General features: G+C 40.1%; 26 protein-coding genes and 1 pseudogene. 4 read left to right on the top strand and 23 right to left on the bottom strand.

The features are described from left to right. Positions 1 to 7: 7 nt before the first annotated feature. Positions 8 to 607: a DUF805 domain-containing protein gene (locus FTT72_RS03280; RefSeq protein WP_168378560.1), complete on the top strand. Its 600-nt coding sequence runs from the start codon at positions 8 to 10 to the stop codon at positions 605 to 607. A 40-nt stretch (positions 608 to 647) separates the two neighbouring features. Here the strand turns inward: FTT72_RS03280 and FTT72_RS16150 are convergent, their stop codons facing one another. Together FTT72_RS16150 and FTT72_RS03270 are read right to left on the bottom strand one after the other, a co-directional pair. Continuing rightward, positions 648 to 1,061: a TM2 domain-containing protein gene (locus tag FTT72_RS16150; protein ID WP_218947267.1), complete on the bottom strand. Its 414-nt coding sequence runs from the start codon at positions 1,059 to 1,061 to the stop codon at positions 648 to 650. Positions 1,062 to 1,154: 93 nt separating this feature from the next. Further along, positions 1,155 to 2,325 (bottom strand): annotated as a pseudogene (locus tag FTT72_RS03270) (low temperature requirement protein A). Between the two features lie 298 nt (positions 2,326 to 2,623). On the opposite strand from FTT72_RS03270, the gene FTT72_RS03265 reads away from it, so the two are divergent. Next, positions 2,624 to 3,073 carry a hypothetical protein gene (locus FTT72_RS03265; protein WP_180177864.1) on the top strand — a complete coding sequence of 150 codons (450 nt, stop codon included), beginning with the start codon at positions 2,624 to 2,626 and terminating at the stop codon, positions 3,071 to 3,073. A 28-nt stretch (positions 3,074 to 3,101) separates the two neighbouring features. Here the strand turns inward: FTT72_RS03265 and FTT72_RS03260 are convergent, their stop codons facing one another. Then, the gene (locus FTT72_RS03260; protein WP_180041527.1) at positions 3,102 to 3,773 is read right to left on the bottom strand and encodes an HAD-IA family hydrolase; all 672 of its coding nucleotides are present in this window, start codon (positions 3,771 to 3,773) and stop codon (positions 3,102 to 3,104) included. A gap of 98 nt (positions 3,774 to 3,871) precedes the next feature. Here FTT72_RS03260 and FTT72_RS03255 point away from each other — a divergent pair, with 98 nt between their 5' ends. After that, complete coding sequence (locus FTT72_RS03255; protein WP_078192312.1) at positions 3,872 to 4,639, top strand: hydroxymethylpyrimidine/phosphomethylpyrimidine kinase; 768 nt, start codon at positions 3,872 to 3,874, stop codon at positions 4,637 to 4,639. A 79-nt stretch (positions 4,640 to 4,718) separates the two neighbouring features. Here FTT72_RS03255 and FTT72_RS03250 read toward each other — a convergent pair whose 3' ends face one another. The 20 genes from FTT72_RS03250 to acnD all read right to left on the bottom strand — a co-directional run bounded on the left by FTT72_RS03250 (position 4,719) and on the right by acnD (position 23,308). Then, a complete protein-coding gene (locus FTT72_RS03250) occupies positions 4,719 to 5,771 on the bottom strand; it encodes a DUF1176 domain-containing protein (RefSeq protein WP_180177863.1) in 1,053 nt (350 codons plus the stop codon). A 90-nt stretch (positions 5,772 to 5,861) separates the two neighbouring features. Then, the gene (locus FTT72_RS03245) at positions 5,862 to 8,297 is read right to left on the bottom strand and encodes an AI-2E family transporter (RefSeq protein WP_257233394.1); all 2,436 of its coding nucleotides are present in this window, start codon (positions 8,295 to 8,297) and stop codon (positions 5,862 to 5,864) included. 137 nt (positions 8,298 to 8,434) lie between these two features. Beyond that, positions 8,435 to 8,881, bottom strand: a complete 447-nt coding sequence (locus FTT72_RS03240) for a nuclear transport factor 2 family protein (RefSeq protein ID WP_218946117.1) — start codon at positions 8,879 to 8,881, stop codon at positions 8,435 to 8,437. A 25-nt stretch (positions 8,882 to 8,906) separates the two neighbouring features. After that, positions 8,907 to 9,590 (bottom strand): DUF2939 domain-containing protein, encoded by a 684-nt coding sequence (locus FTT72_RS03235; protein ID WP_180177862.1) that lies wholly within the window; start codon positions 9,588 to 9,590, stop codon positions 8,907 to 8,909. A gap of 188 nt (positions 9,591 to 9,778) precedes the next feature. Then, positions 9,779 to 10,114, bottom strand: a complete 336-nt coding sequence (locus FTT72_RS03230) for a YegP family protein (RefSeq protein ID WP_168378556.1) — start codon at positions 10,112 to 10,114, stop codon at positions 9,779 to 9,781. A gap of 273 nt (positions 10,115 to 10,387) precedes the next feature. After that, entirely contained in the window at positions 10,388 to 10,750 is a 363-nt protein-coding gene (locus FTT72_RS03225) for a 5-carboxymethyl-2-hydroxymuconate Delta-isomerase (protein WP_180177861.1), read from the bottom strand. A gap of 162 nt (positions 10,751 to 10,912) precedes the next feature. Further along, a complete protein-coding gene (locus tag FTT72_RS03220; RefSeq protein WP_168378554.1) occupies positions 10,913 to 11,254 on the bottom strand; it encodes a zinc ribbon domain-containing protein YjdM in 342 nt (113 codons plus the stop codon). A 157-nt stretch (positions 11,255 to 11,411) separates the two neighbouring features. Then, the gene (locus tag FTT72_RS03215) at positions 11,412 to 11,780 is read right to left on the bottom strand and encodes a DUF488 domain-containing protein (protein ID WP_180177860.1); all 369 of its coding nucleotides are present in this window, start codon (positions 11,778 to 11,780) and stop codon (positions 11,412 to 11,414) included. 44 nt (positions 11,781 to 11,824) lie between these two features. Beyond that, positions 11,825 to 12,271, bottom strand: a complete 447-nt coding sequence (locus tag FTT72_RS03210; protein ID WP_180177859.1) for an SRPBCC family protein — start codon at positions 12,269 to 12,271, stop codon at positions 11,825 to 11,827. A gap of 330 nt (positions 12,272 to 12,601) precedes the next feature. Next, on the bottom strand, positions 12,602 to 12,988 hold the full coding sequence (locus FTT72_RS03205; protein WP_078191123.1) for a ribonuclease E inhibitor RraB: 387 nt from the start codon (positions 12,986 to 12,988) through the stop codon (positions 12,602 to 12,604). 133 nt (positions 12,989 to 13,121) lie between these two features. Continuing rightward, on the bottom strand, positions 13,122 to 14,057 hold the full coding sequence (locus FTT72_RS03200) for a hypothetical protein (RefSeq protein WP_180055551.1): 936 nt from the start codon (positions 14,055 to 14,057) through the stop codon (positions 13,122 to 13,124). 497 nt (positions 14,058 to 14,554) lie between these two features. Continuing rightward, positions 14,555 to 15,220 carry a pseudouridine synthase gene (locus FTT72_RS03195; protein WP_078191125.1) on the bottom strand — a complete coding sequence of 222 codons (666 nt, stop codon included), beginning with the start codon at positions 15,218 to 15,220 and terminating at the stop codon, positions 14,555 to 14,557. Positions 15,221 to 15,305: 85 nt separating this feature from the next. Beyond that, entirely contained in the window at positions 15,306 to 15,764 is a 459-nt protein-coding gene (locus FTT72_RS03190) for a GIY-YIG nuclease family protein (RefSeq protein WP_180117041.1), read from the bottom strand. 1,808 nt (positions 15,765 to 17,572) lie between these two features. Beyond that, positions 17,573 to 17,830, bottom strand: coding sequence for a hypothetical protein (locus tag FTT72_RS03185; protein ID WP_180021364.1), 258 nt, complete (start codon positions 17,828 to 17,830; stop codon positions 17,573 to 17,575). A 105-nt stretch (positions 17,831 to 17,935) separates the two neighbouring features. After that, positions 17,936 to 18,145, bottom strand: coding sequence for a hypothetical protein (locus tag FTT72_RS03180; RefSeq protein WP_180021366.1), 210 nt, complete (start codon positions 18,143 to 18,145; stop codon positions 17,936 to 17,938). 218 nt (positions 18,146 to 18,363) lie between these two features. Continuing rightward, the gene (locus tag FTT72_RS16385; protein WP_180064013.1) at positions 18,364 to 18,522 is read right to left on the bottom strand and encodes a DUF2569 family protein; all 159 of its coding nucleotides are present in this window, start codon (positions 18,520 to 18,522) and stop codon (positions 18,364 to 18,366) included. A 107-nt stretch (positions 18,523 to 18,629) separates the two neighbouring features. After that, positions 18,630 to 19,205, bottom strand: a complete 576-nt coding sequence (locus FTT72_RS03170; RefSeq protein WP_111884815.1) for a DUF4126 domain-containing protein — start codon at positions 19,203 to 19,205, stop codon at positions 18,630 to 18,632. Between the two features lie 127 nt (positions 19,206 to 19,332). After that, a complete protein-coding gene (locus FTT72_RS03165; protein WP_180009912.1) occupies positions 19,333 to 19,548 on the bottom strand; it encodes a hypothetical protein in 216 nt (71 codons plus the stop codon). A 124-nt stretch (positions 19,549 to 19,672) separates the two neighbouring features. Beyond that, positions 19,673 to 20,389, bottom strand: coding sequence for a hypothetical protein (locus tag FTT72_RS03160; protein ID WP_180177858.1), 717 nt, complete (start codon positions 20,387 to 20,389; stop codon positions 19,673 to 19,675). 300 nt (positions 20,390 to 20,689) lie between these two features. Continuing rightward, the gene (acnD, locus tag FTT72_RS03155; protein WP_180177857.1) at positions 20,690 to 23,308 is read right to left on the bottom strand and encodes a Fe/S-dependent 2-methylisocitrate dehydratase AcnD; all 2,619 of its coding nucleotides are present in this window, start codon (positions 23,306 to 23,308) and stop codon (positions 20,690 to 20,692) included. A 591-nt stretch (positions 23,309 to 23,899) separates the two neighbouring features. On the opposite strand from acnD, the gene FTT72_RS03150 reads away from it, so the two are divergent. Continuing rightward, entirely contained in the window at positions 23,900 to 25,999 is a 2,100-nt protein-coding gene (locus FTT72_RS03150; RefSeq protein WP_180177856.1) for a multicopper oxidase family protein, read from the top strand. The last annotated feature ends 73 nt before the right edge of the window (positions 26,000 to 26,072 follow it).

Below are 26,072 nucleotides of genomic sequence, written 5' to 3'. Positions count from 1 at the left end.
GAAAAATATGAAAGGACAAATACTAGATTTTTCGATTCAAACTAATACTGGGGTGATTAGTGCTGAAGATGGAAAACACTATCAATTTGCTGGTCATGAATGGCGCGGTCAAAGACCACCTACACGTGGAGAACAGGTTGATTTTGCTTTGGATGAAAGTGGGCAAGCGATTCAAGTCTATATTGCATTACACCAACAAAGTTTTTCCACGAATACGCGAGCAAACTACAGTGAAGAAGAGGAAAACTATGACTTTTTCGCGTGGTCATTCAAACCACTGAAAAAGTTTGCTGAATTTGAAGGACGTGCTCGACGTAAAGAGTTCTGGTTCTTTTGGCTATTTTGTATATTGGTCACTATACTTGCCTCTATTTGCGATTTCGTTATTGGCAGTGAACCTTGGCTAGAAAATATTACCAATATCGTTTTACTTATTCCTAGCTTAGCTGTTGGCGCACGTCGACTACATGACACGGGACGTTCAGGTTGGTGGCAACTTTTAATGCTCACAATCATCGGAATCATTCCACTGATTATATGGTGGGCTACAGACACCAAAGCCGAGAACAACCAATGGGGTCAACCCGCTAGAGATCTGCAACAATAAAATAAGGCGCACAATGCGCCTTATCTTTTAACAAAAAACTTTAGCCATATTTACGCGCAAAATCTTCATCTGAAGTGCATAGATAAACAATAAATTCAATAAAAGCAACAATGGATGGAATAAAGGTCCAACAGAATAGCAGATACACAATCCCCCATCCAATACGACCCAAATAGAATTTATGTATACCAAATCCACCAAGGAAGAATGCTAAGAGTGCAGCAACAATACGACTCTTTTGACCGTATTGCGTGCCTAAAGCATTCGGCACAGCGACTAAGTAAATATCGGTTGCGTAACCCAATCCACTTGTCTCAAAATCAACAAATTGTCCACGAGCAGGAACAGTTTGTCCTTTCCAATCGCTTCCAGAAAATTGATAACGATTCTGATCATCTCCACTGATGATGCCTGTATTATTTTGAACAGAAAAATCGAGTATTTGCCCTTTCATATAATCCTCTATGTTTTATCTTTATTTGATGATTCTTGGACGTTATTTTCATCAGCAATATAACGAATTATTGATGAATATCATATCATTAACTTATCTTGCCAAATAGCATTTTGTAAACATCAATCTCAATGCATATACCACTGCCATCGCAAATATTGCATAACCCGCAGGAGTAATAAACAACGGAATACACAAAACAATCACCACGGTTAAAGGATATAAAAGTTTTCTAAAGCCACTTTGATGATGCAATTCATGGAGTAAATATAAACTTGTCGTATAAATCACAAGGCTGATCGCTACAAAGTAGCTTTCTTACTCAGAACTAATCAGCGCCTCATGCGAAACTACATCGACTGCGGCAGCTAAACTAGCACCAATCGCCGCGATACTAATAAAGACAAAGAAATGTCCATAACCCCAAGTAAATGCCATTTTTCGGCTATTTAGACGCTCTGCAATACTGGTATCAAAATAAGACCACCACATGGTGAACATCATCATCAGGCCGCCCACCATCAGAAAAATCAGTTCAGTACTAAAACGCTGATTTGTTAATGCATCGGTTATGGCAATCGAGCATCCGACAATAGATTCGCCTAAAACGATAATGGTAAGCAGTGAATATCGCTCTGCAATATGATGCGCATGCCAAGGTGTACGGCTTGCAGCTTCTGCAAAAACTGGGATAGACAGTTCAGCAATTGCGAGCAAAATGAAAAGATAAACTGTGAAATGCAGCGGTGAAAAATGAAAGAACAGCCACCCCACTTGCACCAGTATGATGCCAAACGCATAGCGTAATGCTGTTTTCCGACGGGACAGATCATGCTTTGCAATGCGAAACCACTACTGTAACTAAGCCCAGACGCATAATGGCATAACCAATCACAATTACGTCAAAATCCTGCTTTTGAAAAGCGCTTGGAATACCTGCAGCAATGACCAAAGAGCCAATAATCTGAACAAAAGTTAAGATTCGATAGAGCGCATCATCATTATCATATGCCGAGGCAAACCAACTAAAGTTCATCCACGCCCACCACAAAGCAAAAAACACCATGCCATACAGCGTTAAACCCTGAGCCAAATGATTTTCAACAATGGCATGATGCAGTTGCTGCCCTGCTGTTGCGATCGCAACGACAAAGATCAAGTCAAAAAGCAATTCTAAAGAGGTCGCGACACGATGATGCTCATATGGATCACGTGGGTGCAATGGTTTGAGCCACTGACTAGGGAATAAAAATGATTTGGACATAGCATTCAGCTTTATTGTTTTCTGTCTGAATTTTTTCAAAAGCCTGAAACAGTTACAAGATCGATTACATAAATCATATGAGAAACAGTTTTCTAGAAAAAGGATAATGGTTTTAAAAACCTACTTAAGCGTTAGATATTTCAATCGTGGAAGTAAAAATTCAAAGTGACAAAACTGCGAAAGACGTTTTAAACAAAAACTCGATAGATCGATGTGTTTTTTATATCTCAGCTATATTTTTCTCTAAATTTTAATGACATACTACTAGCAATTAAAAAAATAATGAAATCTAAAAGTGATGTTAAAAGAAAAATTAGCGTCTTTTCCTGACGCTGTTTGGGTACAGATCCATTATGATCAAATGCAAATTTTAACGCGCGATCATCAAATTGTAGCTGAACAAAACTGCCCTCTGGCGTTTATAGAACGCGGAAGTTTTGTCCGAAACTATCATGTTGCAGAACAGTGCTTCAACCAACTCATACAACAGATCCACTTCAAGTGGTATGAGTTTGGACAGCCGGTTATTTTTATTCAGTTAAAAGAACGCTTAAGTGAAGAAGTCAGCGCACTCGAGCTACAAGCCATTCAAGAAATGGCTCTAAGCGCAAATGCACATTTTGTATTTGTCTACGATAAACATGGCATCGCACTCGAAGCAGAAACCATCAAAAATGATGAGTCACCTTTGCTCAAATGGTTTTTCTGTGGGCTGATTTTTCTGATTTTGCTGATTATCTTTAAATAATCAGCATCATTCTCTTGATTAGGTGCAACTACGACACTTTCTGCTGCTGCAATTGCTCAATACTCGAAATCAAATCGTTAAAACGATCAATCACCAGTGCCGGTGCAGCCGTTTGAATTTCTTCTGCACTACCATAACCATAGCTCACAGCAATACTCTGCACTGCATTACGGCGTGCGCCTAAAATATCGTACTCACGGTCTCCCACCATCACACATTCCTTCGCATCCAACTGTTCTTGCTGCAAAATGTATTCAATTAAATCGCCTTTGTTGGTGCGCTCACCGTTCAGTTCACTGCCATAGATCACAGTAAAATATTGTGCCAAATCAAAATGTTCTAAAATTTGGCGGGCATAGACCGTCGGCTTTGCTGTAGCGACGTACAAGTGAAAGCCTTGCTGTTGTAAAGTTGCTAGAGTGTCGGCAACGGCAGGATAGACTTTATTTTCAAATAAGCCAGTCACTGCAAAGCGCTCGCGATAGCCTAGTAAAGCCTGATCTGCAAGTACATTATGCACATCGACATTGAGGATTTTGGCCAAAGAGGCTTTCAAAGGTGGCCCAATGATCCAATCGATATTGGTCTCATCCGAAATGGGATGTCCAATTTTCGCCAGTCCATAGCGTGCTGAAGTGGTAATGCCAACTTTTGGATCTGTTAATGTTCCATCGAGATCGATCAATATATTCTTAATCACAGCTTTTACCTTATCCAATCACTTCTGCAAAAATACTATCGAGTGTTCGCTCAAAGTTGCCTATACTATCGCAAATTTTGTGTAATAAGGACATCATTGTGCGCCCTACTGTACTGTGCTTTTCAGGTCTTGACCCTTCAGGTGGTGCAGGACTGCAAGCGGACATTGAAGCCATTGGTCAAAGTGGCGCACATGCTGCCATTGCGTGTACAGCGTTAACCGTTCAAAACTCACAACAAGTGTATTCGTTTGAAGCAACCTCTCGTGAGTTATTGTTGGCTCAAGCACATGCTGTCGTCGGTGACCTCCCTATTCGCTGTGTAAAATCAGGAATGCTAGGAACGACTGAAAATATCGCGGCTCTCGCTGAGTTTTTACGTGAACATCCCGAATATCATTATGTTCTCGACCCCGTTTTAGTTGCCAATAGTGGTGGTTCTTTGGGCGATCAAGCAACGTTGGTCAAAGCCTTTGCGGAATTGATTCCGCTTGCCACTGTGCTTACACCTAATACCGTAGAATTACGCGCACTCACAGGTGAAGACGACATATCTAAAGCTACAGCAAAACTTTTTGCGATGGGCGCTCAAGCGGTATTAGTAAAAGGTGGCCATGAAAATACGCCAGACTATATCCAAAACTCGTTGTACATTCAGGGTGAATTAGTTTCTGAAACCCGTTGTCCACGACTAGATGGGGAATATCACGGCTCAGGCTGCTCATTGGCGAGTTTTATAGCTGGGCGTTTAGCCTTAGGTGATGAGCTCAAAGCGGCTGTTCATCATGCCGAAACATGGCTATTTGGTGTGTTGAAAATCGCTGAATCACCTGTTGTGGGCGGACAAAAAATTCCAAAACGTTTTTAGTATTGTTGGTTATTCATGTTAAGCAGATAAAAACTACTTTATATGATTTAAAAGCCCTGTATATCAGGGCTTTTTGTAATTAAGAGTCGAGTTGAACCCAATATACTAAGGTTGGAATTTCCCATGCACCGCCAGCAAATCCTTTGCACTGTGTGGTTTTTGCCATATAAGTTTGGATAAAGCGCTGACCGTTCCACGACCTTTCCCCTTTACTTTGACAATCACCAATGCCTCGTCCACGTTGGTTGGAGAAAATTTGTCCTTCACTAAACCCACTTCCAGAAAAGGTCACGGGTTGTTTGATTTGCTTTAAGTTACGATCCATCAGCCAATAGCCATTACCACTGTTATATGCCCCACGCCAACATGGCACTTCGACCAAGGCATTTTTTCCATTGATTGGAAACACCACGACTCGATCATCCTCTAAGAAATTTGCATCAAAGAGTTGAGGACAATCTTCCACTGTCGTTTTTTTCTTTATCAATCCAAATAATTGTTTGGCTGTGGGAGCATTGACGGCATACCGCGTTTGTAAACCCTTACTATAATTTTGAATATACACTTTCGGAATACTTTTAGGTTTGAGTACATTGGCCGAACTGCTATTGGCTTTACGCAATAATGCCGAATTTGTCCCTATGCGCTTTTGAAAATCATCCATACGGAGTAAAACTGCACTAGCGCCCTGCACAGACAATAACCATGTTTTGTTGTTGCCTTTCCACACAATCGGTTGATTGGCTTGTAAGGCTTGAATCAGTTTTTGAGTTTGAGCTGCACTTAACTGACCTTCCGCAGTTTTGGCATCAAGCTGCACAGTTCCCTGATTTTTACCTAAAGTGTAAAGTTGAAGTGGTTTATTTGCCGCACTTAACGTTTCAGGATCGAGTTTCACTCGTGCGCTGACTTGCGCTTGAGCGCCCGCAGCACGTTGTAATAATACAGAAATAGCGGGCTGATTGCCCTCCGCCTGATAACCTGCAACGCGACAAGTCCCTGTATTATCACAAGCGATTTCCCAATCCTTATGTGAAAAATAGTTTCCTTGAATTTGAGCTAAGCTCACACTACAACCCAATGCAGCAACGTAGCCTAATAGAAGTTGCCAGATGACATTATTTTTGTTCATGTCTTTGGCTCAAAATAATTATATTAGAACCATCTTAAAATGCTTTTCACTGAAACTCCAGTCTAAAAAGATCTGCTGCATCATTTGAAATTATGAAGACGAATCATTCAGTTGCTGTATCTCCTCACATTTTTTTCGCTTCACATTTTCATCACTGAGCGTATTCATCAAATCTGCCGCAAGGCCTTTTAACAGACTCATATCATCATCGGTCATTTGATTCGGCTGCCGATCTAAAACACAAAAACTTCCCAACGCGACCCCATTACGGTCTCTAAGTGCAACGCCTGCATAAAAGCGAATGCGGTTATGCATCAATTCAGGTAAATGCGCAAAGCGTGGGTCACGTTGTAGGTCTTCAATAATCAAGCGTTCATTTTGATACACCAAATGGCTGCAGATCGAGTCTTGCTTGGACTGGCGCACCTGCATCGGTTGCTCGGTAGCCTGAGCCAAAGGGCTACCTGGGGTATAGACCCAGTCTTGCTTGACCCAAGAGATTTGTGCATATTTCACATCGAAGGCTTGTCGGGCTTCTTCAATATATTGTTCATAGATCGGCAAATTCCGCTCATCCAAAACATCCAGTTCTTCTAATGCTTTTAAGCGCTGCACTTCAACGCTAGGATCAGGCTCATCCAACCAAGATTCACCCTGCTTCAATTGAAAAGCTTCAATGGTTAATAACAAGTCATTCATATTATTGACCACAGCATCGACGGTGAAATTTTCTTTGATCGCATCTAATTGGGATATCTCATCACAGCTCCAAAGTGCAAAAATCAGTTTTTTATCCGGAAACTGTGCCTTAAAAACATGGCTTAGTAGGCGAATTTGAGCTTCTGGTGCCGTATGGAAAATCGAAATACATACGATCTGAATATCCTCTTGGATATCATCTATACTTTGATGCTGATTTTGTATCAATACGTCGCTAAAAGCCTGAGCCGGAATACTGCTTAAGCTTAGGCTATGCGCCAACATAGCCGATACTTGAACATCAATTTCCCAACGTGCCCCGATACATAACACCGCTGCTTTCTGATCCTGCTGTGCAACTGGATATGCCCGTTGAAAACTATGATTAAACAGTTTTAATCCCTGATGTAAACGTAGTCGATGTTCAGCACTGGCCTCGGTGTTGTGGCCTCTCGAAAAAATCCGTATGGCTGGAATCGCGACTTTGGCATAAAACACATTAACCCGCCGTGCCTTGATTTCATCCGTCGCATCCTTCGGTAACTTTTCAGCAATAAAAGTCTGTGCAACATCCATGGCATCTTGCACATCATCAGCGACTAATCTTTGATAGAAGCGCTCATGCGGTGCCAATGCAGGCGTACTACCGATCAGGGTTTTAATAAAACCTAAGGATGGTACATAGCTCGAAAGCACCAATAAACATGCGGTTAAAGGCGTCGATAAAATTAAACCAATTGGCCCCCACACCGCCGTCCAAAACATGGCGGCAATAATAATGGCTAAGGTTGAAAGTCCGGTACTTTCCCCATATAACCAAGGCTCAAAAATATTATTACTGACCAATTCCAAGAGCAAAATTAAACCCACTGTCCATAGCACCATATTCCATGTGGGATCTACCGCAAAAGCCAATGCAATGGGGAAAATCGCAGAAATCATTGGGCCGACATAGGGAACAAAGCGCATCACTATCGCCACCATTCCCCACATAATTGCTGCCGGCACCCCAATAAACCAAAGTCCCAAGGCCATCGGAATACCATAGGTCACATTAACCATCAGCTGCATACGTAAATATTTACCGATACGATTGGCCGCTTCATCTAGTGCATCTGTACCGATATTTAAATTGCCGCCCAGCAGCTTGAGGAAACGGTCATGCAAATCTTTCCGATTGACCAAAATCAGAATCACAAACAAAAATACAATACCTGCGGTTGCCAAGGGATTGAGCACCCGCTCGCTCCAAGCCATGACCGCTTCAGCCGTGGTTTGTTGTTGCCCCACTACTTTAACTTGCTGAACTTTAGGATTTTTCTCTTCTGGCACCACATCATCTATCGAGTTTTCAACGGTATCTATGGTGGTTTTTGCGCCATCCCAAACACTCGGGCCGCGTGCAAATTGACGAATAGAATCCATTTTCTTTTGAATCGTGCCCTGATATTGCGGTAATTCTTGGCTTAATTGCCCCAGTTGATAACCCAAATAAGAGGCCGCGCCGGATAAAATCGCCAAAGCCAAACCGACCACAATAAATATAGATGGCATCTGCGGAAGTCCCCAACCACGGAGTTTCATCACCAAAGGATCAACTAAAAAAGCCAATAAAATTGCGAGTGCCAATGGAATAAAAATATCTTTGCCAAGATATAAGGCGGCAATCAGCAAACTGCCGATGATGAATCCTGCCGTGATTCGAATCACTTTATGTAAATCTGCAGGGGGCATTTGCTTCGATGCGTTCAGATCTTGCAAGCCTTGCTTTTGACCTGATGGTGATGATTCAAATTCTTGCGCTAATTTATTATTTTTATTATCCATTTTCTTATCCTGAACGATGGTCATTATTTTTTAATTTAGGCTGAAGTTTTAGGGCTGCATACGCATTTCATGTAATGATTTGCAAAGAAAAAAACAGAGCTTCATAGCTCTGTTTTCATACTGCTTTTTGAGAAGAATTAAAAGGTAATCACTTTACTTTGATGAGTCACAATATCCACTGGAACAGAAATATGTTGATGAACGATCTTCCATTGAGACTGCGTTTTTTTCATCCCAATGGTGTTACGACACCACGAGATCCCCGGTGTCGGTATCCCGCTCTGATCATCAATTTTAGAATAACAATGCAGAAAGGCAATATCAGGATCTGCATGGATGACCAGTTCCCGCCTAAATACCTTTAAGCCTTCACGAAAATACTCCCGATAAAATTCCCACATTTTTTGATATGCCATTAAGCCACGCATTTCACAACTGGCATCAAAAAAGTACACATCTGCTGCGCAGGATTCAGCAATATTCTCAATTTTCAATTGGCAGATAACCTCATCCCAATTGGCTAAAAATTGCAGAATTTCGTCAGCGGCCTGTTGGTCACCGACTATTTTGATTTTATCTTGCATCTCTGGCGCCTATTTCTTTTATTTTTTATGAAGTATTATTCTGTGAGGCGTTTGGAAGTTGAATTTCAACGATCTTCCAGCTCCAACCTCGGCGTTGCATAATAAATACGGTATATTTTTCTTCGCTTAGGCCTTGGAGCGGCACATACAGATCAAATCGATTCCAAGCGCTATAGCTTGCTTTGGGTTCAAGTGGCTGGCTTTGCTTTAAAGCTGCAGCGGTTGTAGTTGCATCCTTTTTGGATGATGTTGATGTATGAGGTTGTTCTGCGACCTTATTTTCAGCATGAGTGAATAGTTCAATCCCTGAGCTAATCATGCTCGGATTGGTTAGTTGGGTTATTTCTGGTAATTGGATCGACTCTTTTAATGCTTTGCCTTGTAAAAGCAGCATGATACTGTTTGGATTGACCAGACTGTCGACCAGCGTTGCACTGAGGACTGTGCTGAGCTGCCCACCCCAAGACTGGGCAAATTCGGGTAAATGCTGTAGCCCAGTTTTCTGTTGTATGAGGTCTTCAACTTGTGGTTTTAGACTCGATTTGACTGCCGCAAAATCGATATATTGAGCAATTTTTTCAGGTTGATTGTGCTCATAGGCTTGACGTATTTGATACAACACCCAATACGGAGACGCAATCATCCAACCCATGACGATGATCAAAATCGTAATGAGCCTATAATACAAAATATGATTCTGCTTATTCATCGTTCACCACTCTAGCCAGTGAAGTTGTGGTACTTCCTTGTACCGTCAAATAAGCCTGATCTAGATTGAAGAGCATCCAACCCAACAGCGCTTATTTGAGAACCATATTGCTTTTGATCTTGTGATTTTGACGAGCCTTCAGGTTTTGTTTATCCCGCGTTGACTGTCTCGATCAGGTTGTTTCAAATTTAAGCAGTTAGATCTTTAATTTGGGTACTTGCACCATTGGTTTTAACTGATTCAATGCCTTTATCGCGTGATTGCTCACTGGCATAAAATTGGCTGGTCCCAATAATTTGATGGTTTGCCGCTTTCAAATTAAAATATGGTTTGCCATTTTTGGCCGTCAGTCGTTCAAAACGACTGTCATCTGAACTGTTCTTTTGTACAGACTCAATCCCGTTTTGGGCTGATGCTTTCGCTTTATATAATTCACTCGTTAAAATGATTTCACCGTTCCCTGCTTTTAATACAAAACGAAACTGCTGATCATTAGAATGACTGATCTCGTACCATCCCGACATATGTTACCCCTTCATTTTCATTGTTTTATCTATTATTCGATCAGGATTTGTTGTTGGAAATTCAACCTGATCTACAGAATATAAATGAACTCGGTCACATTTTTCAATGTCTTTTTTGATCAGTGTAAAGGCTTAAAATTTAATCACTAAGAAAATGATTTTTAATAAATAATTCCAATAAAAAAGAATCCGACCGAAGTCGGATTTCATCATTCTTTCATCATGCTGTATTTGTGAATAGCGGTACATTGCTCAACGCATTGAATAAAGGCCTTAAGGACTCACGATCTGCTTCGAATAGGTTGCTTTATTCATTTCTAAAATTTCTACACAAAGTTGCACTTCTATTGCTGAAGCTGTGACATGTTGTTTCAACACGTCCAATAACAACAATGAAATTTGCTTTTGAACTTCAACCGTTCGACCCGTCAATAATGAAACTTTGGCATGCATATACGCATGTTGAGCGTGTTCATCCAAACCCACAACAAAATCTTGTTGAGCGACAGCACGGCTCTTAATATCATTGATGGCACTGACATGACCCGATTCAAATAAGGCAGCGTTCAGCGCTTTAAGTAAAGGACGAGGCTCAAGCTCAAGGTTATTGGAATATTCCAAATGAATATGCGGCATAGTAAAGACATTTCAAACCTGTAATGCTTCTATTATGCAGGCTGAAAAGTAAAATCTATAGCGGATTAGATATCAATTTCATGTTTTAGTAGACATCCCAAGCCAAGTGTTGACTTCGCTTAGGATGATTGGAAGTTGCTTTAGAGCGAACAATAACGAAACTTAAACTTTTTTCACGTATTCAGATTTGAGTTTCATTGCTCCTATACCATCAATTTTACAGTCAATGTCATGACCATCTGTTGCATCAGCTAAAAGTCGAATATTTTTAACTTTGGTACCAACTTTCACCACTGACGATGAGCCTTTAATTTTAAGATCTTTCACCACAGTAACCGTGTCGCCATCGGCCAATACATTGCCATTGGCATCTTTAATCAGCACCTGTTCATCTGCAGCGCTTTCGCCTTCACGCCATTCGTGTGAGCATTCAGGACAAATCAGTAAGTCACCATCATTATAGGTATATTCAGAATTACATTGGGGACAATTGGGTAAAGACATAAAAGACCTCAAAAAAAGATGGATGTAAAAATCCATAAAAACTTAATATAACATTTTTATGTATTTCATAAACTTAAAAACCATAAATATCGTATGGTTTAATCACCTTGTGAAGGTCGTAAATTTCACAACGCTACAGCACTTGAAGGTTTAAATTTTAGATCTCTAATGAGGTGTTTAATATCAACGCTTTTAAGATATGCGCATGATTTTTATCCATATGTTTGGCCGCTGTGAGTAAGGTCAGGGGCTCCTCTTTTTCCCATGCGCGCAGTTGTTCTAACTCGGCTTGATGGGGCTGTATTTCTTGCAAATAGCGCTGCTTAAACTCGTTCCATCGAGAAGCCATTGCCTCGTCTTGATGATACCAACGACGTAAATCTGTCGATGGCGTCAATGCCTTCGGCCACAAATCTAGCTCTGCGCTCACTTTCCTGATACCACGCGGCCACAAGCGATCGACCAATATGCGTTTACCGTCGTCTGGGCTTATCTCATCATAAATACGTTTAATATGTACGGTCATTAAGCCCTCCTTCGCCTATTTATAGTTTTCGATCATTCGTCAGATTATTCATCGGGGATCGTAGGATTCACTAAAAAAGCCAGCAACTGTAAAGATTCCTGCCAACCCAAATAACAGGCATCAGGTGGAATAACGCTCGGCAACCCTGCCTGTACAATCGTCACTTCGGTTCCTACTGATACCGCTTTAAACTCAACAGTGACCTCGATTTCACCAGCTAACTCTGGCATATCAAATTGGTCTGTATAACGCAGTATATGATTCGGCACGACTTCATGATAATCGCCATGAAAAGCGTGTGTGGTTCCTGTTGAAAAATTTTGAAACGACATGCGGTACGAGCCACCTACACGCACATCCGAATGTTCCACATGGGCCGTAAATCCATGCGGTGCTATCCATTTCACCAAAGCATCTGGCTCCACAAAGGCACGATAAACGCGCTCTACAGGCGCACTAAAAACACGATGTAATCGAACAGTATTGCTCATGATGATGTCCTTTTGTCATTGTTTTCACTGAATCATCCACATGCATTCACCCTCGCTTTATCGTCCATTTTTATCATACTGAAACGTTCTAAATGAAACAGCTTTGAGTCGTGCGAGAAAGGTCATTGCTGTTCAATACTATAGCGAATCCTACAGATTGATCCCATCACTTTAACGCAATGCCGTGTTATGTTTTGTGAGCTGCATTCATATTGATTTTTATTAAAAATATTTAAAAATCAAAATTCTACACAATTTCTCTAAAATTTAAATAATAAAAAACCCAGTTGAATCACTGGGTTCTTGTTGCTAAAGATGCAATAGTGAGACTTAGCTCAATTGTGCTTCATCTTCATCCAGATCATCATCTTCATAGATATAAGCCATACAACCCCAGCCGTCATATTCGCCTGAATGTTGTTCTGCAATTTTAATAAACCACTGCTCTAAATCAACGATATCTTCATAATCAGGTTCCATATAAACATAGACCGTGATAATCCATTCCACGCGATCTGATTCTTCATCTTGGAACAATGAAATTTTTTGCTCTTCTTTCAATAAGTACAATGCACACTGTTCAGCCTGCTCTTGAGTCGAAAAGGCAATTGAATATTCGATTTCGTGCGGCACAGATAGATCGTCACCATCTTGCTGCATCTGCCACAGCACATTGCCATTATCATCATCTGGAAATTGTTTAAAATCACGAGTCATTGTACTTTCCCTTATCGTTTATGAATTTTATTCTGTTGACTTAGATTAACGGATAATTGTTGCAATTTGCATTAGCTAAATCTCTTTAATCAGAAATAGACCGCCGAAGTGATCTTTCTGATAACAATTCAAATTAAACCACAACATCCATGTGGGCCTGAGTTTCTTTAAGATGTAAAACCAAAGCTGCCATTTTCAATTCTTCTAAGCGTAATTGTAGATAACTGTCGAGTACCCGTGCCTGACTAAAATGTACACCATGCGCATTGAGCAAGGTGAAATCATCCGCCAAAGCCTGCAATAGCTCACCTAAGTTTTTGGTATTTAATTGGGCTAAATACAAATCAGCACGACTATTAAACACCAATGTAAATAATTGCATCGCAGCCAAACGACGTTCTTCATCAACATAATTACATTTTGCAGTCGATTGCTGCTCCATTGCATCAATCATTTTGCAACGTACCGCAGTCAAATTTTGGTTTGCCGCAGATTCATTCATGCCATCCATCAGCTGATCTAAAATACTCTGTAAAGGTAAAAAGAATGCTGACTGATAGCCCCGTATTTTGTTGTCCAAAGCACGGTTGATGTTTTCCAAATGCTGCTGATCCAGCGCTTGGCTATACAAACCCTTTAACTCGGCACGGGCTTGTTCCTGTATTTGTGATTTAGCTCTTTCTTGATATTTGCTCAAATACTGACGCACTTGTTCGATCTGTGCGCGAATATCATTCAACATGATATCGGCATTGGCTTTGGTGACTTCCACCAAACCATCAGCCTGTAAAGTTCGATACTCAACATATTGTTCAATATCCACAATATGTTGATATTTCGCTACTTTATCGACTTGGATTTTTAAGCCACTGTTTTGAATGCGTAATTGACTGATTTCATAATTCAGTTCATCTTGCTGCGACTCTGTTTCAGCCAGTTTTAACCGCGCACGATCGAAGTTTTCCTGCAGTGAACGTAGGGTTTTATCATTTTTCAATTTGCGGTTATAAACAAAAAGGAGAGCCACAATTAATAGGATGATAAGGACGATTAAAGCAATATTGATCATTTGCCAATCCTCAAAATAAGCTTCAATAATTTAAGTTTATTCCCCAAAACAAACCTAATTTATAAAAATTAAAATCAATAATTTATTTCATATTAGCAGAATAAATGCAAAAAACTGTATTTATCTGACCAAATACACACTTGCACACAATTTAACTAAAATGCTGTTTTAAATCATTTTAATAAAATATTTTTATATTAAAAAAGTAATCATTCAATATTCATTAGAAAATATAATAAAACCTTAAAAATGGCGTTTATTTACTAAAAGCTACAAAGAAATTTAATATCAATCTTTCTAAATTTTTCACATACTTTATAGAGATATTTAAATTATTTATATATCCCCAGAATTGGGGATATAGTGTATATCATGAATCATTTTTAAGCAGAAAAACCTATTTAAAGCTGTAGATATTCTGCGCTTTTTACGAGTCCCAAAGGTTTTAATTCAATGCAGCAGTTTTTATGAACAATGAGCATTCACATGAATATGCTTTAAAATTCTGCCGCACAATGAATATGAACAGCTTGTTGAGTTAAAGGCTGGGTAAATGCCAGATCGCAAGCATGTAACGCCATCCGTCCGAGTGAGCTCTGTTTTGCATTCGGGTGATACAGTTGATCCCCTGTAATTGGGTGCCCAATATGCATCATGTGTACACGTAGCTGATGAGAACGCCCTGTCACTGGTGTTAATAATACTCGGCTAATGTCCTTGCTTGCGTCATAGCTAATGGCTTGATACAAGGTTTTTGAGGGTTTGCCCAATTCAAAATGCACCATCTGTCGTGGGCGATTTTCCCAGTCCGTAATGAGGGGCACTTCAACACTACCCTCACCTTCGAGTTTGCCTTGAACCAAAGCCACATATTGCTTTTGAACCGTCCTCGCTTGGAACATTTTACTCACCGCCACTTCTGCATCGCGGTGTTTCGCAAACATCAAAATGCCTGATGTTGCCATGTCTAAACGATGGGTAATTTTTGCAGCAGGATACTGCTCCAAAACACGAAGATAGGCACTGTCATGATGCTCAGGCAAACGTCCCGGAACCGACAACAATTCCGCTGGTTTTTCGATGACAACCAAGTCTGCATCTTCATACAAAATACGTAGAGGACCTTGAGGCGGCGCATAGACAAAGTTGGGATCTAAAGGCATGGACAGACTGTGTACTGGGAGAATGTCGGCAAAATAACAACTGACTAATTCGCTGTCAATCGACTTTGACCGATCAGGTTCTACCCTAACGATTATTGGTCCCCAATTTACCAAAGGCTGGTGCTAATGAATGAGATAAATCATCCTCCAGTAACTGTAAGATGCTTGCACTCGTGGTTGAAGGATACTGATGTAGTGTGATGCGATATTCGCCCTGAAACCACTGTGACAAATGCAAGGCATAGGTTCGTTTAGGCCCAAAACCTAAATGCTGTTTTAAACGACTCTTTATACCTGTCCGTGATGATCCAACATACAGAATGTGATTGGGTTGATTTAACTTGGCGCAAGCATGGGTTTTCAATGCCTTAAATGCAGCATAGTCCTGATATGTCTGCTGTATATCGCCACCAACCTGCTGTATCACATAAATATAATGTGCGTGTTGAGTAAGATCATCAAAACTTGAAAACTCAAATATACGCTCAGCTTTAGTCTGCTGTGCCTGCAGACAATCCTGTATCAATTGATCAAGATAACCCATAACAAAATTATTTAAAATTTAGATAGTTAAGCATAACAACTTTGTGAAAAAGGACAATCCGAAGCTTAGATTAAGTTTGAGTTGTTCTGCGTGATATTTATTACATCAGCAATAATCAAAGTGTGTTGGGAATGAATGCGAAGTTTGAAATTTTGAAAAAGATGGAAGGATTTATTATTCGATTGAATTCTTAAAAATTTTTTAGGGTGTAAGAGAAAACAGTGTTGTTTACTTCAACTATCGTCACTTTGTAAGTCATGATCTTATAGCCTATAAACTTCTGGTTTATAGCGTCCTAAGCTGAATCGAGACCTTTTGGGTGAGTACTGTACTCGTGTTTTGCACCACTGACAGCATGCTACTCTTTTCAATCTCTATCACACCCTTGAGATATATAGTAGTGGTATTGATGAGGGATTGTTTCCCTGAAAATTACTGTTTTGGGCTTATTTTAAAAATATTTTTCACATTTAAAGATATATTGAAAATTATTTCTTCTCGTATCATTTTTTAGCATTTTTTCCATCTTATAAATGAATTTTTACGAAAATTTACGCTACAACTTAGCGTTCAAACACAGAGTTCATTTGAATTTCAAACAAGACGGTTAGCCAATGAGAACATATATTGAAATGAATGTTTCAACTGGATTCAGAGTCAACAATCTATGCCACAGCGAGATTTGAAAAATCGTGATCTGTTCGAAAAAAGTAGTAAGAAGCACAGAAGCTATTCAATATGATGAAAATGAAGTTCGTTGAGAGTTAAGGCTTGGATTAGGACAATTTGCAAGAGAGATGCCTGACGATCTTTGAGCTTGTGCTGATTTAACTGGTGTGGTTTGTTTTGTGCGGATTAAAGAAGTAATGATTTATTATTGTTTTTTATTTTGGCTTAAATTTTTGGGGTGGTATAAGAGAAAACAATGTTGTTTACTTCAACTATCATCACTTTGTAAGTCATGATCTTATAGCCTATAAACTTCTGGTTTATAGCGTCCTAAGCTGAATCGAGACCTTTTGGGTGAGTACTGTACGCGTGTTTTGCACCACTGACAGCATGCTACTCTTTTCAATCTCTATCACACCCTTGAGATATACTTTAACCAAAGGGCATCGGGATTAATTTCCTAAGTTTTTCTAATTTTCTACAAATTCAGCAAATTTTTTCAGCCATTTTAGGTTTGGCAGGATATTTTATCTTTTCAGCTCATTTCAGCGTTTTTTATCTGCAGATATGGTCAATTTTAAGAAAATTTTCTTTCACAACAGACCAAACGTGCAAACACAGGGTCAAAATTAAAATATATCGCCGCTGAACATTCCCCCTACGCTTCAATTATCTACATTGATTATGACTCACAAAACACCGCTCAGTGAGTAACTAATGATCTAGATCTATCTTTGTTCTACTTATTGAACTGATGTTACGCAGTAACATCAGAAGCGCAATTTGCTTCAAATAAATGAACGATACGCGGTAACGTCATCCGCAAGTGTTTGAAACAGAGCTACTTTTAATCAAAAATGTTTTTGCGATACTTTAGATAATTAGACGCTAGTGAACGAATTTTGCGGTGAGGAGCATTGCTCCGCAAGATGGTTTCCTTGCGAAGCTTCGCTTCTCATTTTGCCGAATGAGAAACAACGTTTCGTAAAAGTACCTCCAGCCGAAGGCTAATCCCTTTATTCAATCCCTAGATATAAGACGCCGTCGAATAGAATTAAAAATCATTTAAAAAATGCAAAACTACTTTTAAGTGTGTAACATCAGTTATTTAATTCATGATCAATTCAACGATTTGTTAGTCAATGAACTAAATAGCTTTGTACCCACTGTGCGCTAAACCACCAACCACTACATGCCGCCATACCACAGAGTAAATTGGCCAAAATTTTATTCATTCGACTGAGGTCTGATGTATATATTTTGAGATTGATCAGATAAGCAATCACGGCATAAACCAGTCCAATCGCACCACCAATGATGATCAAGATCAAAGGCCATGCTGCATAGGCATGCGCCTCTGCTGGATATTTTGTAGAACGGATGGTTTCTGTGGTCATGCTGTATATCCTGTTAATAACGCGATTACCTGTTTTAGTTAGCAATTTCTGCGCCATTTTTCCTGGATATACAGCGTTATTTCAAGGTACATACATGTTGCATTTCTAGCTTTGACTACAACACTTATCACAACCGACAACTTTTTCTGTTGGCCAGCTCATACGTGCACGCTTATAAGCGAGTTCAAAATTGGCAAAATAACCAATCAATATTTGCTGCTCAAACTGCGGCATGTCTACGCATCCTTGCGTGCCATTGTGAATTAAATGCGAGCCATTCGTTAAGGCATTTTCATCGACTATAAATTTAATCATCTACCATTCCCCTCATTATTTTTTATAAAATTCAAAAGATTAATAAATCCATATAAAAATTATGTGATTTATAATCACATAATAAAATTATGCCTTTATTGTTCAAAAATCAATCGAATTTTAAAGATTTTTTTAGGCGTCTCTTGGATGACTTAAACGCATAATGATGTGCTCTTTTAGGACGGATAGGTGCGATTGCTCGATTGCATTTTTTGCGCTTAAGCCAAGTGCTTGGAATGTTGAGTAAAGGTATTTTTCACTCGAACTGACATCAACAAATACGGCGTCCAAATCAGACAACCCATAGTACTCGTCGCTAACTGTATGATGGTCTGTGTATCAGTAGCGCTTCTTATAATTTTTATAATCTTTATCAAACTTTGCTAATACTCAGTTTCTGATTTTTAATTTTATATTTATTAAACAAAACGCAGATCACTCACTCTAAAAGATGGATTCATTTTAGAGTGAAATATTGATTGGTTTATAAAGGGGTATCGACCTGTACAGTTCGTTTTTGGCGTATGCGGCGAACCAACCAGATCACGATTGCAATCACTAAGATCACCACGAAAAATGGGACTAAAAAGGCCAATACTGACAAGACTGCAGCACCAATCCATTCCCCTGTAGATAAGATTGGATTTGCAACGCCACCTGTGGTTGCGGTAGATACGCCACGCGCTGCAACGGTACTCATTTGCACTGCTGTTGCTGTACCACCACCCACGATAATTGCAGCAGCCCAACTGGCAAACTGTGACATTTCACCTGAGCTTACTGCCATTGTGGCAATCGTCCCTGCGATCATTGCTGCGGGTGTTGAAATGGTGTCGAGGGCATTGTCTACCCAAGGAATATAGTAAGCAGCGATTTCACAGACAGTCGCAATTGCCAAGCCAATACAAACTGCAGGCATAGACAGCCATTCGAATCCTTTCATTGGTTCGAATAGTCCTAAAATGGAGGCAACACTCATCACCAATAAAGGTACAAAGACACGGAAGCCACAGGCAGCACTTAAGCCAATACCAATACACAGTCCTAATATTGTTTCCATGGGCTTCTCCGAACGGTTAAACGTACAATTTGTTTTTATATATGCTGTGTTATACGTTAGCAAAAAGCCCTATCGAGTGATAGGGCTTTTCTTTCTAAACAGCGGATAACTGTTAGTGTTTTGCAGCTTAGGCATTCTTATTGTTAAATTGATTGCCTTGGCATTTGGTACACGGTGGTAAACGATCAGTACCAATTTCTAAGTAGACGCGGTGTCCGCATTGAACACAAAAATAGAAGCCTGTTCCGGGTTTTTGACCAGCAGTAACCATTTTTGTTCTCCATGTGTTTTTAGAAATGGTAGATTCAGTATAACTCTCTTGTGATGAATGTCTATTGGTCATTTCGACAATTGATAATGGCATTTAGGCAAAGCATAATTTCGTGTGGAAATTTTGGTGGGTTTCTAATTTGAATTCATTAGGTTCAAAAACCTACATAGGTTCAATACAATACGAAAACTTTAAGTCATGATGAATTTTCTAAAAACCTACTCATTTTGATAAAATAAAACATAAAAAACATTAAGATATTTACATATGTGATACCTATAAATGTGATAAAACTTCCAATAATAAATAACATAAAATCATAATAATTATATTCCCCATTAATCATTAAACCAATAATACTGAATATATACGGTAAACTCTCCTTAAAAAACAAACCTAATATCAAAAAAACACCAATAAAAATATAGAAAAACTTATGAATTAAGCTTCTTTGAATAACGAGTTTTTCTAAACGATAATTTTCTCTACTTATATAATTAAATTTCTTACCCTCAAATCCAGCTTCAATAGCTTTCGAAATAATACATCCATTTTTTCTGTATAAATAATAAACATCAAAAACCACATAAAAAACAAGCAATATAGTTAGAGTAAGTAAATCAAAATAAGACTTACCAAATAGAAAATACATATAAATAAAACAAAGAATTACCAAACATGCTGACATCCAATCTTTAAACAAAATTAATGCTGTTTCTTTAAAAAAAATACTGCCGAAAAAGTAAAAAAACAATAATAAAACATTGGTGATTAAGATTAAAAAACAATCAAAAGAAAAAACACCTATCATTACATTGAAAAATAAAATGACAGTAAAATAGCAAAGCATAGTTCCTAATTGAATATCAGATAAAATCTTTTTAGGAAGTAGTTCCACATTATTAAAATACATAAATTAAATATCTCAGCTTTATTATTTTTATTTAAAAAAATCTATTAATTAAATCACCACCATTAAATTAAGGCCATTTCTAACTCCCACTAATTTATCATCCTATATTTGGTAATCTTGGCTTCAACTTATTTACTCTATAAAAAACCCCACATAAATGTAGGGTGTTTTTTAAACAATATCAATTACTTTAATCTCCCCCTTGCGAAGTAATACTTCTCATCTTTTAAAAGAGGGGAACTCCCTCCTTTTTCAAAGGTGAGGAATATATTCCGTAAGGGGTGGATTTAAAGAATTACATTAAGCCACATTCCCTTCCAAAAAGTCCTGTGCAAAGCGCTGCAACACACCACCCGCTTCATACACATGCACTTCTTCTTCAGTATCCAAACGGCAAGTCACAGGCACTTTAATGATTTCATTTTTGCCATCAGTCGTAGAACGTTCAATCACTAAAGTTAAATCAGAACGCGGTGCAATATTACCAATCACGCTATAAAGCTCAGTACCATCCAGCTTCAAAGTTTTACGGTCAGTCCCTGCTTTAAACTCAAGCGGTAACACACCCATACCCACCAAGTTAGTACGGTGAATACGCTCAAAACCTTCTGCCACAATTACTTCTACACCCGCAAGGCGCACACCTTTGGCAGCCCAGTCACGGCTCGAACCTTGACCGTAGTCCTTACCTGCAATGATGATCAGCGGCTGCTTACGGTTCATATAAGTTTCAATCGCTTCCCACATACGCATCACTTCGCCTTCAGGCTCTACACGCGCTTTTGAACCTTGCTTGATCGTACCGTCAGAACGCACCACCATTTCATTAAACAATTTCGGGTTGGCAAATGTCGCACGCTGTGCAGTTAAATGGTCACCACGGTGGGTTGCGTATGAGTTAAAGTCTTCTTCAGGCACGCCCATTTTATGCAGATACTCACCTGCAGCCGAATCCATCATGATCGCATTCGATGGCGATAAATGGTCTGTGGTGATGTTGTCAGGCAAGATCGCAAGCGGACGCATATTTGCAAGTGTACGCGGTGCAGCCAAAGCCCCTTCCCAATACGGCGGACGGCGGATATAAGTACTTTGCGGACGCCAGTCGTATAACGGGCTTGCCGCTTTTTCACGCTCACCCAAGTCAAACATTGGGATATACACTTTCTTAAACTGTTCAGGTTTAACCGCTTCTTTCACCAATGCATCAATTTCAGCATCAGACGGCCAAATGTCTTTTAAGTAAATTGGATTACCGTCTTTGTCATTACCCAGTGAATCGGTTTCGATATCAAAACGAATCGTCCCTGCAATGGCATACGCCACAACGAGTGGAGGCGAAGCCAAGAACGCTTGTTTTGCATAAGGATGGATACGGCCGTCAAAGTTACGGTTACCTGAAAGTACCGCAGTTGCGTACAAATCACGATCAATAATTTCTTGTTGAATTTTTGGATCTAAAGCACCTGACATACCATTACACGTGGTACATGCATATGCCACAATACCAAAACCCAGCTTTTCTAAATCACCGAGTACACCTGCTTCTTCGAGGTATAAAGCGGCTGCTTTAGAACCTGGTGCAAAAGATGATTTCACCCAAGGTTTACGTACCAAGCCCAGCTCATTTGCCTTACGTGCAAGCAAACCTGCTGCCACGGTATTACGTGGGTTAGAAGTGTTTGTACATGAGGTGATTGCTGCAATGATGATTGCGCCATCAGGCATTAAACCTTCAGCTTCCTGAGCTTTAGCCGCTTCTAAGTTACCTGCAATGCCTTTCGCTTTTAAATCAGCGGTTGATACACGTGCATGTGGATTCGATGGACCTGCAATATTACGAGTGACTTGTGATAAATCAAAACGTAGTACACGCGGGTATTCTGCCGCTGTCATATCCGACGCCCAAAGACCCACTTCTTTGGCATAGGTTTCAACCAGTTTGACTTGCTCTGCTTCACGACCGGTTAAAGTCAGATAATCAATGGTGTTCTGGTCGATATAGAACATCGCCGCTGTTGCGCCGTATTCAGGAGTCATGTTGGAAATGGTCGCACGGTCACCCACAGACATGCTGTCTGCACCTTCACCAAAGAACTCAAGGTAAGCACCTACCACACGTTCTTTACGCAGGAATTCAGTTAATGCCAACACGATATCAGTTGCGGTAATGCCTGCTTGACGCTGACCGACAAGCTCTACACCAATGATGTCTGGCAGACGCATCCAAGATGCACGACCGAGCATTACGTTTTCAGCTTCCAGGCCACCCACGCCTACAGAGATTACGCCCAAGGCATCGGTATGCGGCGTATGTGAATCGGTACCGACACAGGTATCCGGGAATGCCACGCCTTCACGGTTTTGAATCACTGGAGACATTTTTTCCAGGTTGATTTGATGCATGATGCCGTTGCCCGCAGGGATCACATCGACATTTTCAAAGGCTGTTTTCGTCCATTCAATGAAATGGAAACGGTCTTCGTTACGACGGTCTTCAATCGCGCGGTTTTTCTCAAATGCGTCTGGGTCAAAACCGCCAAACTCTACAGCTAGAGAATGGTCAACAATCAGCTGCGTTGGAACAACAGGATTGACTTTTGACGGGTCGCCGCCTTGGTCAGCAATCGCATCACGCAAGCCTGCAAGGTCAACCAATGCGGTTTGGCCTAAGATGTCATGGCACACCACACGTGCAGGGTACCAAGGGAAATCGTGGTCTTGTTTACGGTTAATCAGTTCTTTTAAAGACTGTTCTAAGATTGCAGGGTCGCATTTACGAACCAACTGCTCTGCAAGGACTTTAGATGTATATGGGAGTTTTGCGTATGCGCCTGGCTGAATATCTTCTACGGCTTGGCGTACATCGAAGTATTCTAGCTGGGTGCCTTGCAGCGGTTTACGGTAGTTGTTGTTCATAGCGTTCCTGCCCTCGGTCTTTCATTTTTTTGCGTTGTCTTTTTCATAGACAATTCATCTTTGTTCGATAGGCATACTACACTGCCGAAAACCCATTTCCCAAATCTCATATATTTCATAGAGTTAAATATAAAAACAGGGGTTTTTGAAATATTTAGTTACACTAACTTTGGAATATTCGCTCTAAATGTGAATTTTTTTGAAAAATAGCTGCAAATCTGCCTCATTCTTTAGTCTAAGGAAAATTGCACTGCATAATATTTAATCTAAATATCAACCAAATTGATTAAAAATCAGTCTTATCAATTTTAGTATTTAATAATCAAGGCATTAAATTATTTTATTAGCTCATTGCGCCTCAAAGTCATAATGTGAATCAAAACACGGTTTTATTATTTATTTTATCTTAATTCTCAATTTATCCCTATTTGCAGGGATAGCGTCGAATCCCCCCACTCTCAGATAATAAAAGCACGACATACAAGCACAGTAATTCACTGTATTCGCCAAAATAATCACAATATTTACAAAACCTTAGCTAAATAAATCTGCGATTACTGTTCTACCGTCATTATGCTTTGGGGAAAGATCATGACAAAATTTAAAACCATCATTGGGGCTGGCTGCCTCTTAAGCTGTCTCAGCTTCATTGCCTGTGGCGACAACGACCAATCGACAACAGATTCGACGATTCAAGAAGAGGAAGTAGACTCACCGACTGTCATCTCGAATCCACCACGTTTGAAAGCCAATGCACAAGGTGAGCATGAACTGCTGATTGCCTATAAACGCCAAGCCTTATACGACCCTGAAACGGGTGAAAATGACCTATTACAGGTCAGAGGCTATCTGACTAAACCTGAACTCTGGAACTCGAAAAATAGCGATGGCAGTGTTTCGGATGTGTTGGTTGGCCCACAAATTCGTGCGAAACAAGGTGACAATTTAAAAATTCATCTGGTCAATCATCTCCCTGTTGAATCGACGGAGACCTGTCCAAGTCCAGTGACCAATATTAACCAAGGGAACTGTTTTAACACCACAAATTTACATACACATGGTCTCTGGGTTAGCCCGCAAGGAAATAGTGACAACGTATTTTTGAGCTTAAAACCTCAGCAAGATTTTCATTACGAATTTAAGATCGAACCGAATCATCCTGCGGGAACATTTTGGTATCACTCGCATGTGCATGGTTCAACCGCGATTCAGGTCTCAAGTGGCATGGCTGGCCCTTTGATTATTGAGGGAGAGCGGAAACCTGCCATTCGTCAGGGGCAAATTCAGCAGACTGGAGATTTGGACATCTTATGGAAAAATCAAAAAACCCAGCAGTATGACCATGAAAAAATCATGCTGTTCCAGCAGATTCAATACAATGAAGATTGCGACAGCAATTTAAGCCAAGTGAATGGTACACCCTGCATCTATAGCTTAGAAGATTATTCAAAACTCGATATACCGACCTCTTGGGCGGATGAAAATCGTTTTACCAGTATCAATGGCAAAATGTTTGGTGAAATTAAGGTGGATCAGAACCAATACCACCGCTGGCGCATGATTCACGGCGGTATCCGTGACACCATTGGTTTGACCATCAAAGAACTGCCTGATTCTGCGCTCTTTACCGCAGAGCAAACCCTGAGCGAATGTCAAAAGTATCAAAGCAAGTCGATGTCTTCACAGATTAAAACACTGAAAACATTACCGTTATATACCCTTGCACAAGACGGCTTGACCATGGGAAAAATCCAAAAGCACGGGATTGAAATTTTTCAACCGGGTTATCGTTTTGATGCCATGCTCGCCTTCCCGACCACCAATAAATACTGTGTATACGATGCCAAGCTGAATCTGGAAGATGAAATTAATGCGCCTGAATCAAGTCCGTTACTTCGTCGCGCACCAGAAGAAAAACTCAATACACAGCTCCTCGGTTGGGTCAATGTAAAAGCAACCCAACTACCGCAGCAAACACCGTATAACTTCTTAAAAAGTCAGGCCACCCAACTGAAACTGGCACCAGAAGTGATTGCACAGCTCGAACAGGGTGATTTATCAGCCTTCATCTCTCATGCGAGTTTAATGACTGCTGAAGTCGATGAAATGCTCAAAACAATGGCGAAGCAAATCACCAACTTTGACATTCTGTTCAATGCAGATGGCAGCTTTAAATTTGGTATTCGTCATGCCGAAGAAGGTACCTTGATCAGCTTTGGCGATGCCTACCATGATGAAGACCATACCCACCATAGCTATGTCCGCAAGCTTCCAATCGGGCAAACCCAAGAGTGGGAGTTGAGTAGTAATGTTGCAAGTCATCCCTTCCATATCCATGTCAATCCATTCCAAGTCGTGAAAATATTGAATGAAAATGGTGTCGATGTCAGTGCCATCGGCAGCTCAGATAAAGATGGTGCAGGAAATATTGACTCGCAATATCATGGAATGAAAGGCGTTTGGAAAGATACGCTCTTCGTCAAACAGGGCTATAAAATCTTTGTGCGCAGCAAGTACGAAAAATTTGAAGGCGACTTCGTGCTGCACTGCCATATTTTAGACCATGAAGATCAAGGCATGATGGAAACCGTGCGTATTTGTGGCGACCAATATGATTGTAATAGTGAACCGCCTTCACATCATTCCACTATGGATATGACTGCAAGCGATATGCCGACACACAGTCACTAAGACCGATCTATGCTGTACAAAAGCCCATATCAATATGGGCTTTTTGTTTGCCTAACACTGCGGCTTGCTGCAA

This window comes from Acinetobacter sp. YH01005 (assembly GCF_013420465.1).
Classification (GTDB): Bacteria; Pseudomonadota; Gammaproteobacteria; order Pseudomonadales; family Moraxellaceae; genus Acinetobacter; species Acinetobacter amyesii.
This window is presented reverse-complemented; position numbering and strand designations above follow the sequence as displayed.

What these genes read in the sequence shown, in the direction of transcription:
- FTT72_RS03280 (WP_168378560.1), top strand. Translation starts at nt 8, where the DNA reads ATGAAAGGACAAATACTAGATTTTTCGATTCAAACTAATACTGGGGTG.
- FTT72_RS16150 (WP_218947267.1), bottom strand. Translation starts at nt 1,061, where the DNA reads ATGAAAGGGCAAATACTCGATTTTTCTGTTCAAAATAATACAGGCATC.
- FTT72_RS03265 (WP_180177864.1), top strand. Translation starts at nt 2,624, where the DNA reads ATGTTAAAAGAAAAATTAGCGTCTTTTCCTGACGCTGTTTGGGTACAG.
- FTT72_RS03250 (WP_180177863.1), bottom strand. Translation starts at nt 5,771, where the DNA reads ATGAACAAAAATAATGTCATCTGGCAACTTCTATTAGGCTACGTTGCT.
- FTT72_RS03245 (WP_257233394.1), bottom strand. Translation starts at nt 8,297, where the DNA reads ATGGATAATAAAAATAATAAATTAGCGCAAGAATTTGAATCATCACCA.
- FTT72_RS03240 (WP_218946117.1), bottom strand. Translation starts at nt 8,881, where the DNA reads ATGCAAGATAAAATCAAAATAGTCGGTGACCAACAGGCCGCTGACGAA.
- FTT72_RS03235 (WP_180177862.1), bottom strand. Translation starts at nt 9,590, where the DNA reads ATGAATAAGCAGAATCATATTTTGTATTATAGGCTCATTACGATTTTG.
- FTT72_RS03230 (WP_168378556.1), bottom strand. Translation starts at nt 10,114, where the DNA reads ATGTCGGGATGGTACGAGATCAGTCATTCTAATGATCAGCAGTTTCGT.
- FTT72_RS03225 (WP_180177861.1), bottom strand. Translation starts at nt 10,750, where the DNA reads ATGCCGCATATTCATTTGGAATATTCCAATAACCTTGAGCTTGAGCCT.
- FTT72_RS03220 (WP_168378554.1), bottom strand. Translation starts at nt 11,254, where the DNA reads ATGTCTTTACCCAATTGTCCCCAATGTAATTCTGAATATACCTATAAT.
- FTT72_RS03215 (WP_180177860.1), bottom strand. Translation starts at nt 11,780, where the DNA reads ATGACCGTACATATTAAACGTATTTATGATGAGATAAGCCCAGACGAC.
- FTT72_RS03210 (WP_180177859.1), bottom strand. Translation starts at nt 12,271, where the DNA reads ATGAGCAATACTGTTCGATTACATCGTGTTTTTAGTGCGCCTGTAGAG.
- FTT72_RS03205 (WP_078191123.1), bottom strand. Translation starts at nt 12,988, where the DNA reads ATGACTCGTGATTTTAAACAATTTCCAGATGATGATAATGGCAATGTG.
- FTT72_RS03200 (WP_180055551.1), bottom strand. Translation starts at nt 14,057, where the DNA reads ATGATCAATATTGCTTTAATCGTCCTTATCATCCTATTAATTGTGGCT.
- FTT72_RS03195 (WP_078191125.1), bottom strand. Translation starts at nt 15,220, where the DNA reads ATGCCTTTAGATCCCAACTTTGTCTATGCGCCGCCTCAAGGTCCTCTA.
- FTT72_RS03190 (WP_180117041.1), bottom strand. Translation starts at nt 15,764, where the DNA reads ATGGGTTATCTTGATCAATTGATACAGGATTGTCTGCAGGCACAGCAG.
- FTT72_RS03185 (WP_180021364.1), bottom strand. Translation starts at nt 17,830, where the DNA reads ATGACCACAGAAACCATCCGTTCTACAAAATATCCAGCAGAGGCGCAT.
- FTT72_RS03180 (WP_180021366.1), bottom strand. Translation starts at nt 18,145, where the DNA reads ATGATTAAATTTATAGTCGATGAAAATGCCTTAACGAATGGCTCGCAT.
- FTT72_RS03170 (WP_111884815.1), bottom strand. Translation starts at nt 19,205, where the DNA reads ATGGAAACAATATTAGGACTGTGTATTGGTATTGGCTTAAGTGCTGCC.
- FTT72_RS03165 (WP_180009912.1), bottom strand. Translation starts at nt 19,548, where the DNA reads ATGACCAATAGACATTCATCACAAGAGAGTTATACTGAATCTACCATT.
- FTT72_RS03160 (WP_180177858.1), bottom strand. Translation starts at nt 20,389, where the DNA reads ATGTATTTTAATAATGTGGAACTACTTCCTAAAAAGATTTTATCTGAT.
- acnD (WP_180177857.1), bottom strand. Translation starts at nt 23,308, where the DNA reads ATGAACAACAACTACCGTAAACCGCTGCAAGGCACCCAGCTAGAATAC.
- FTT72_RS03150 (WP_180177856.1), top strand. Translation starts at nt 23,900, where the DNA reads ATGACAAAATTTAAAACCATCATTGGGGCTGGCTGCCTCTTAAGCTGT.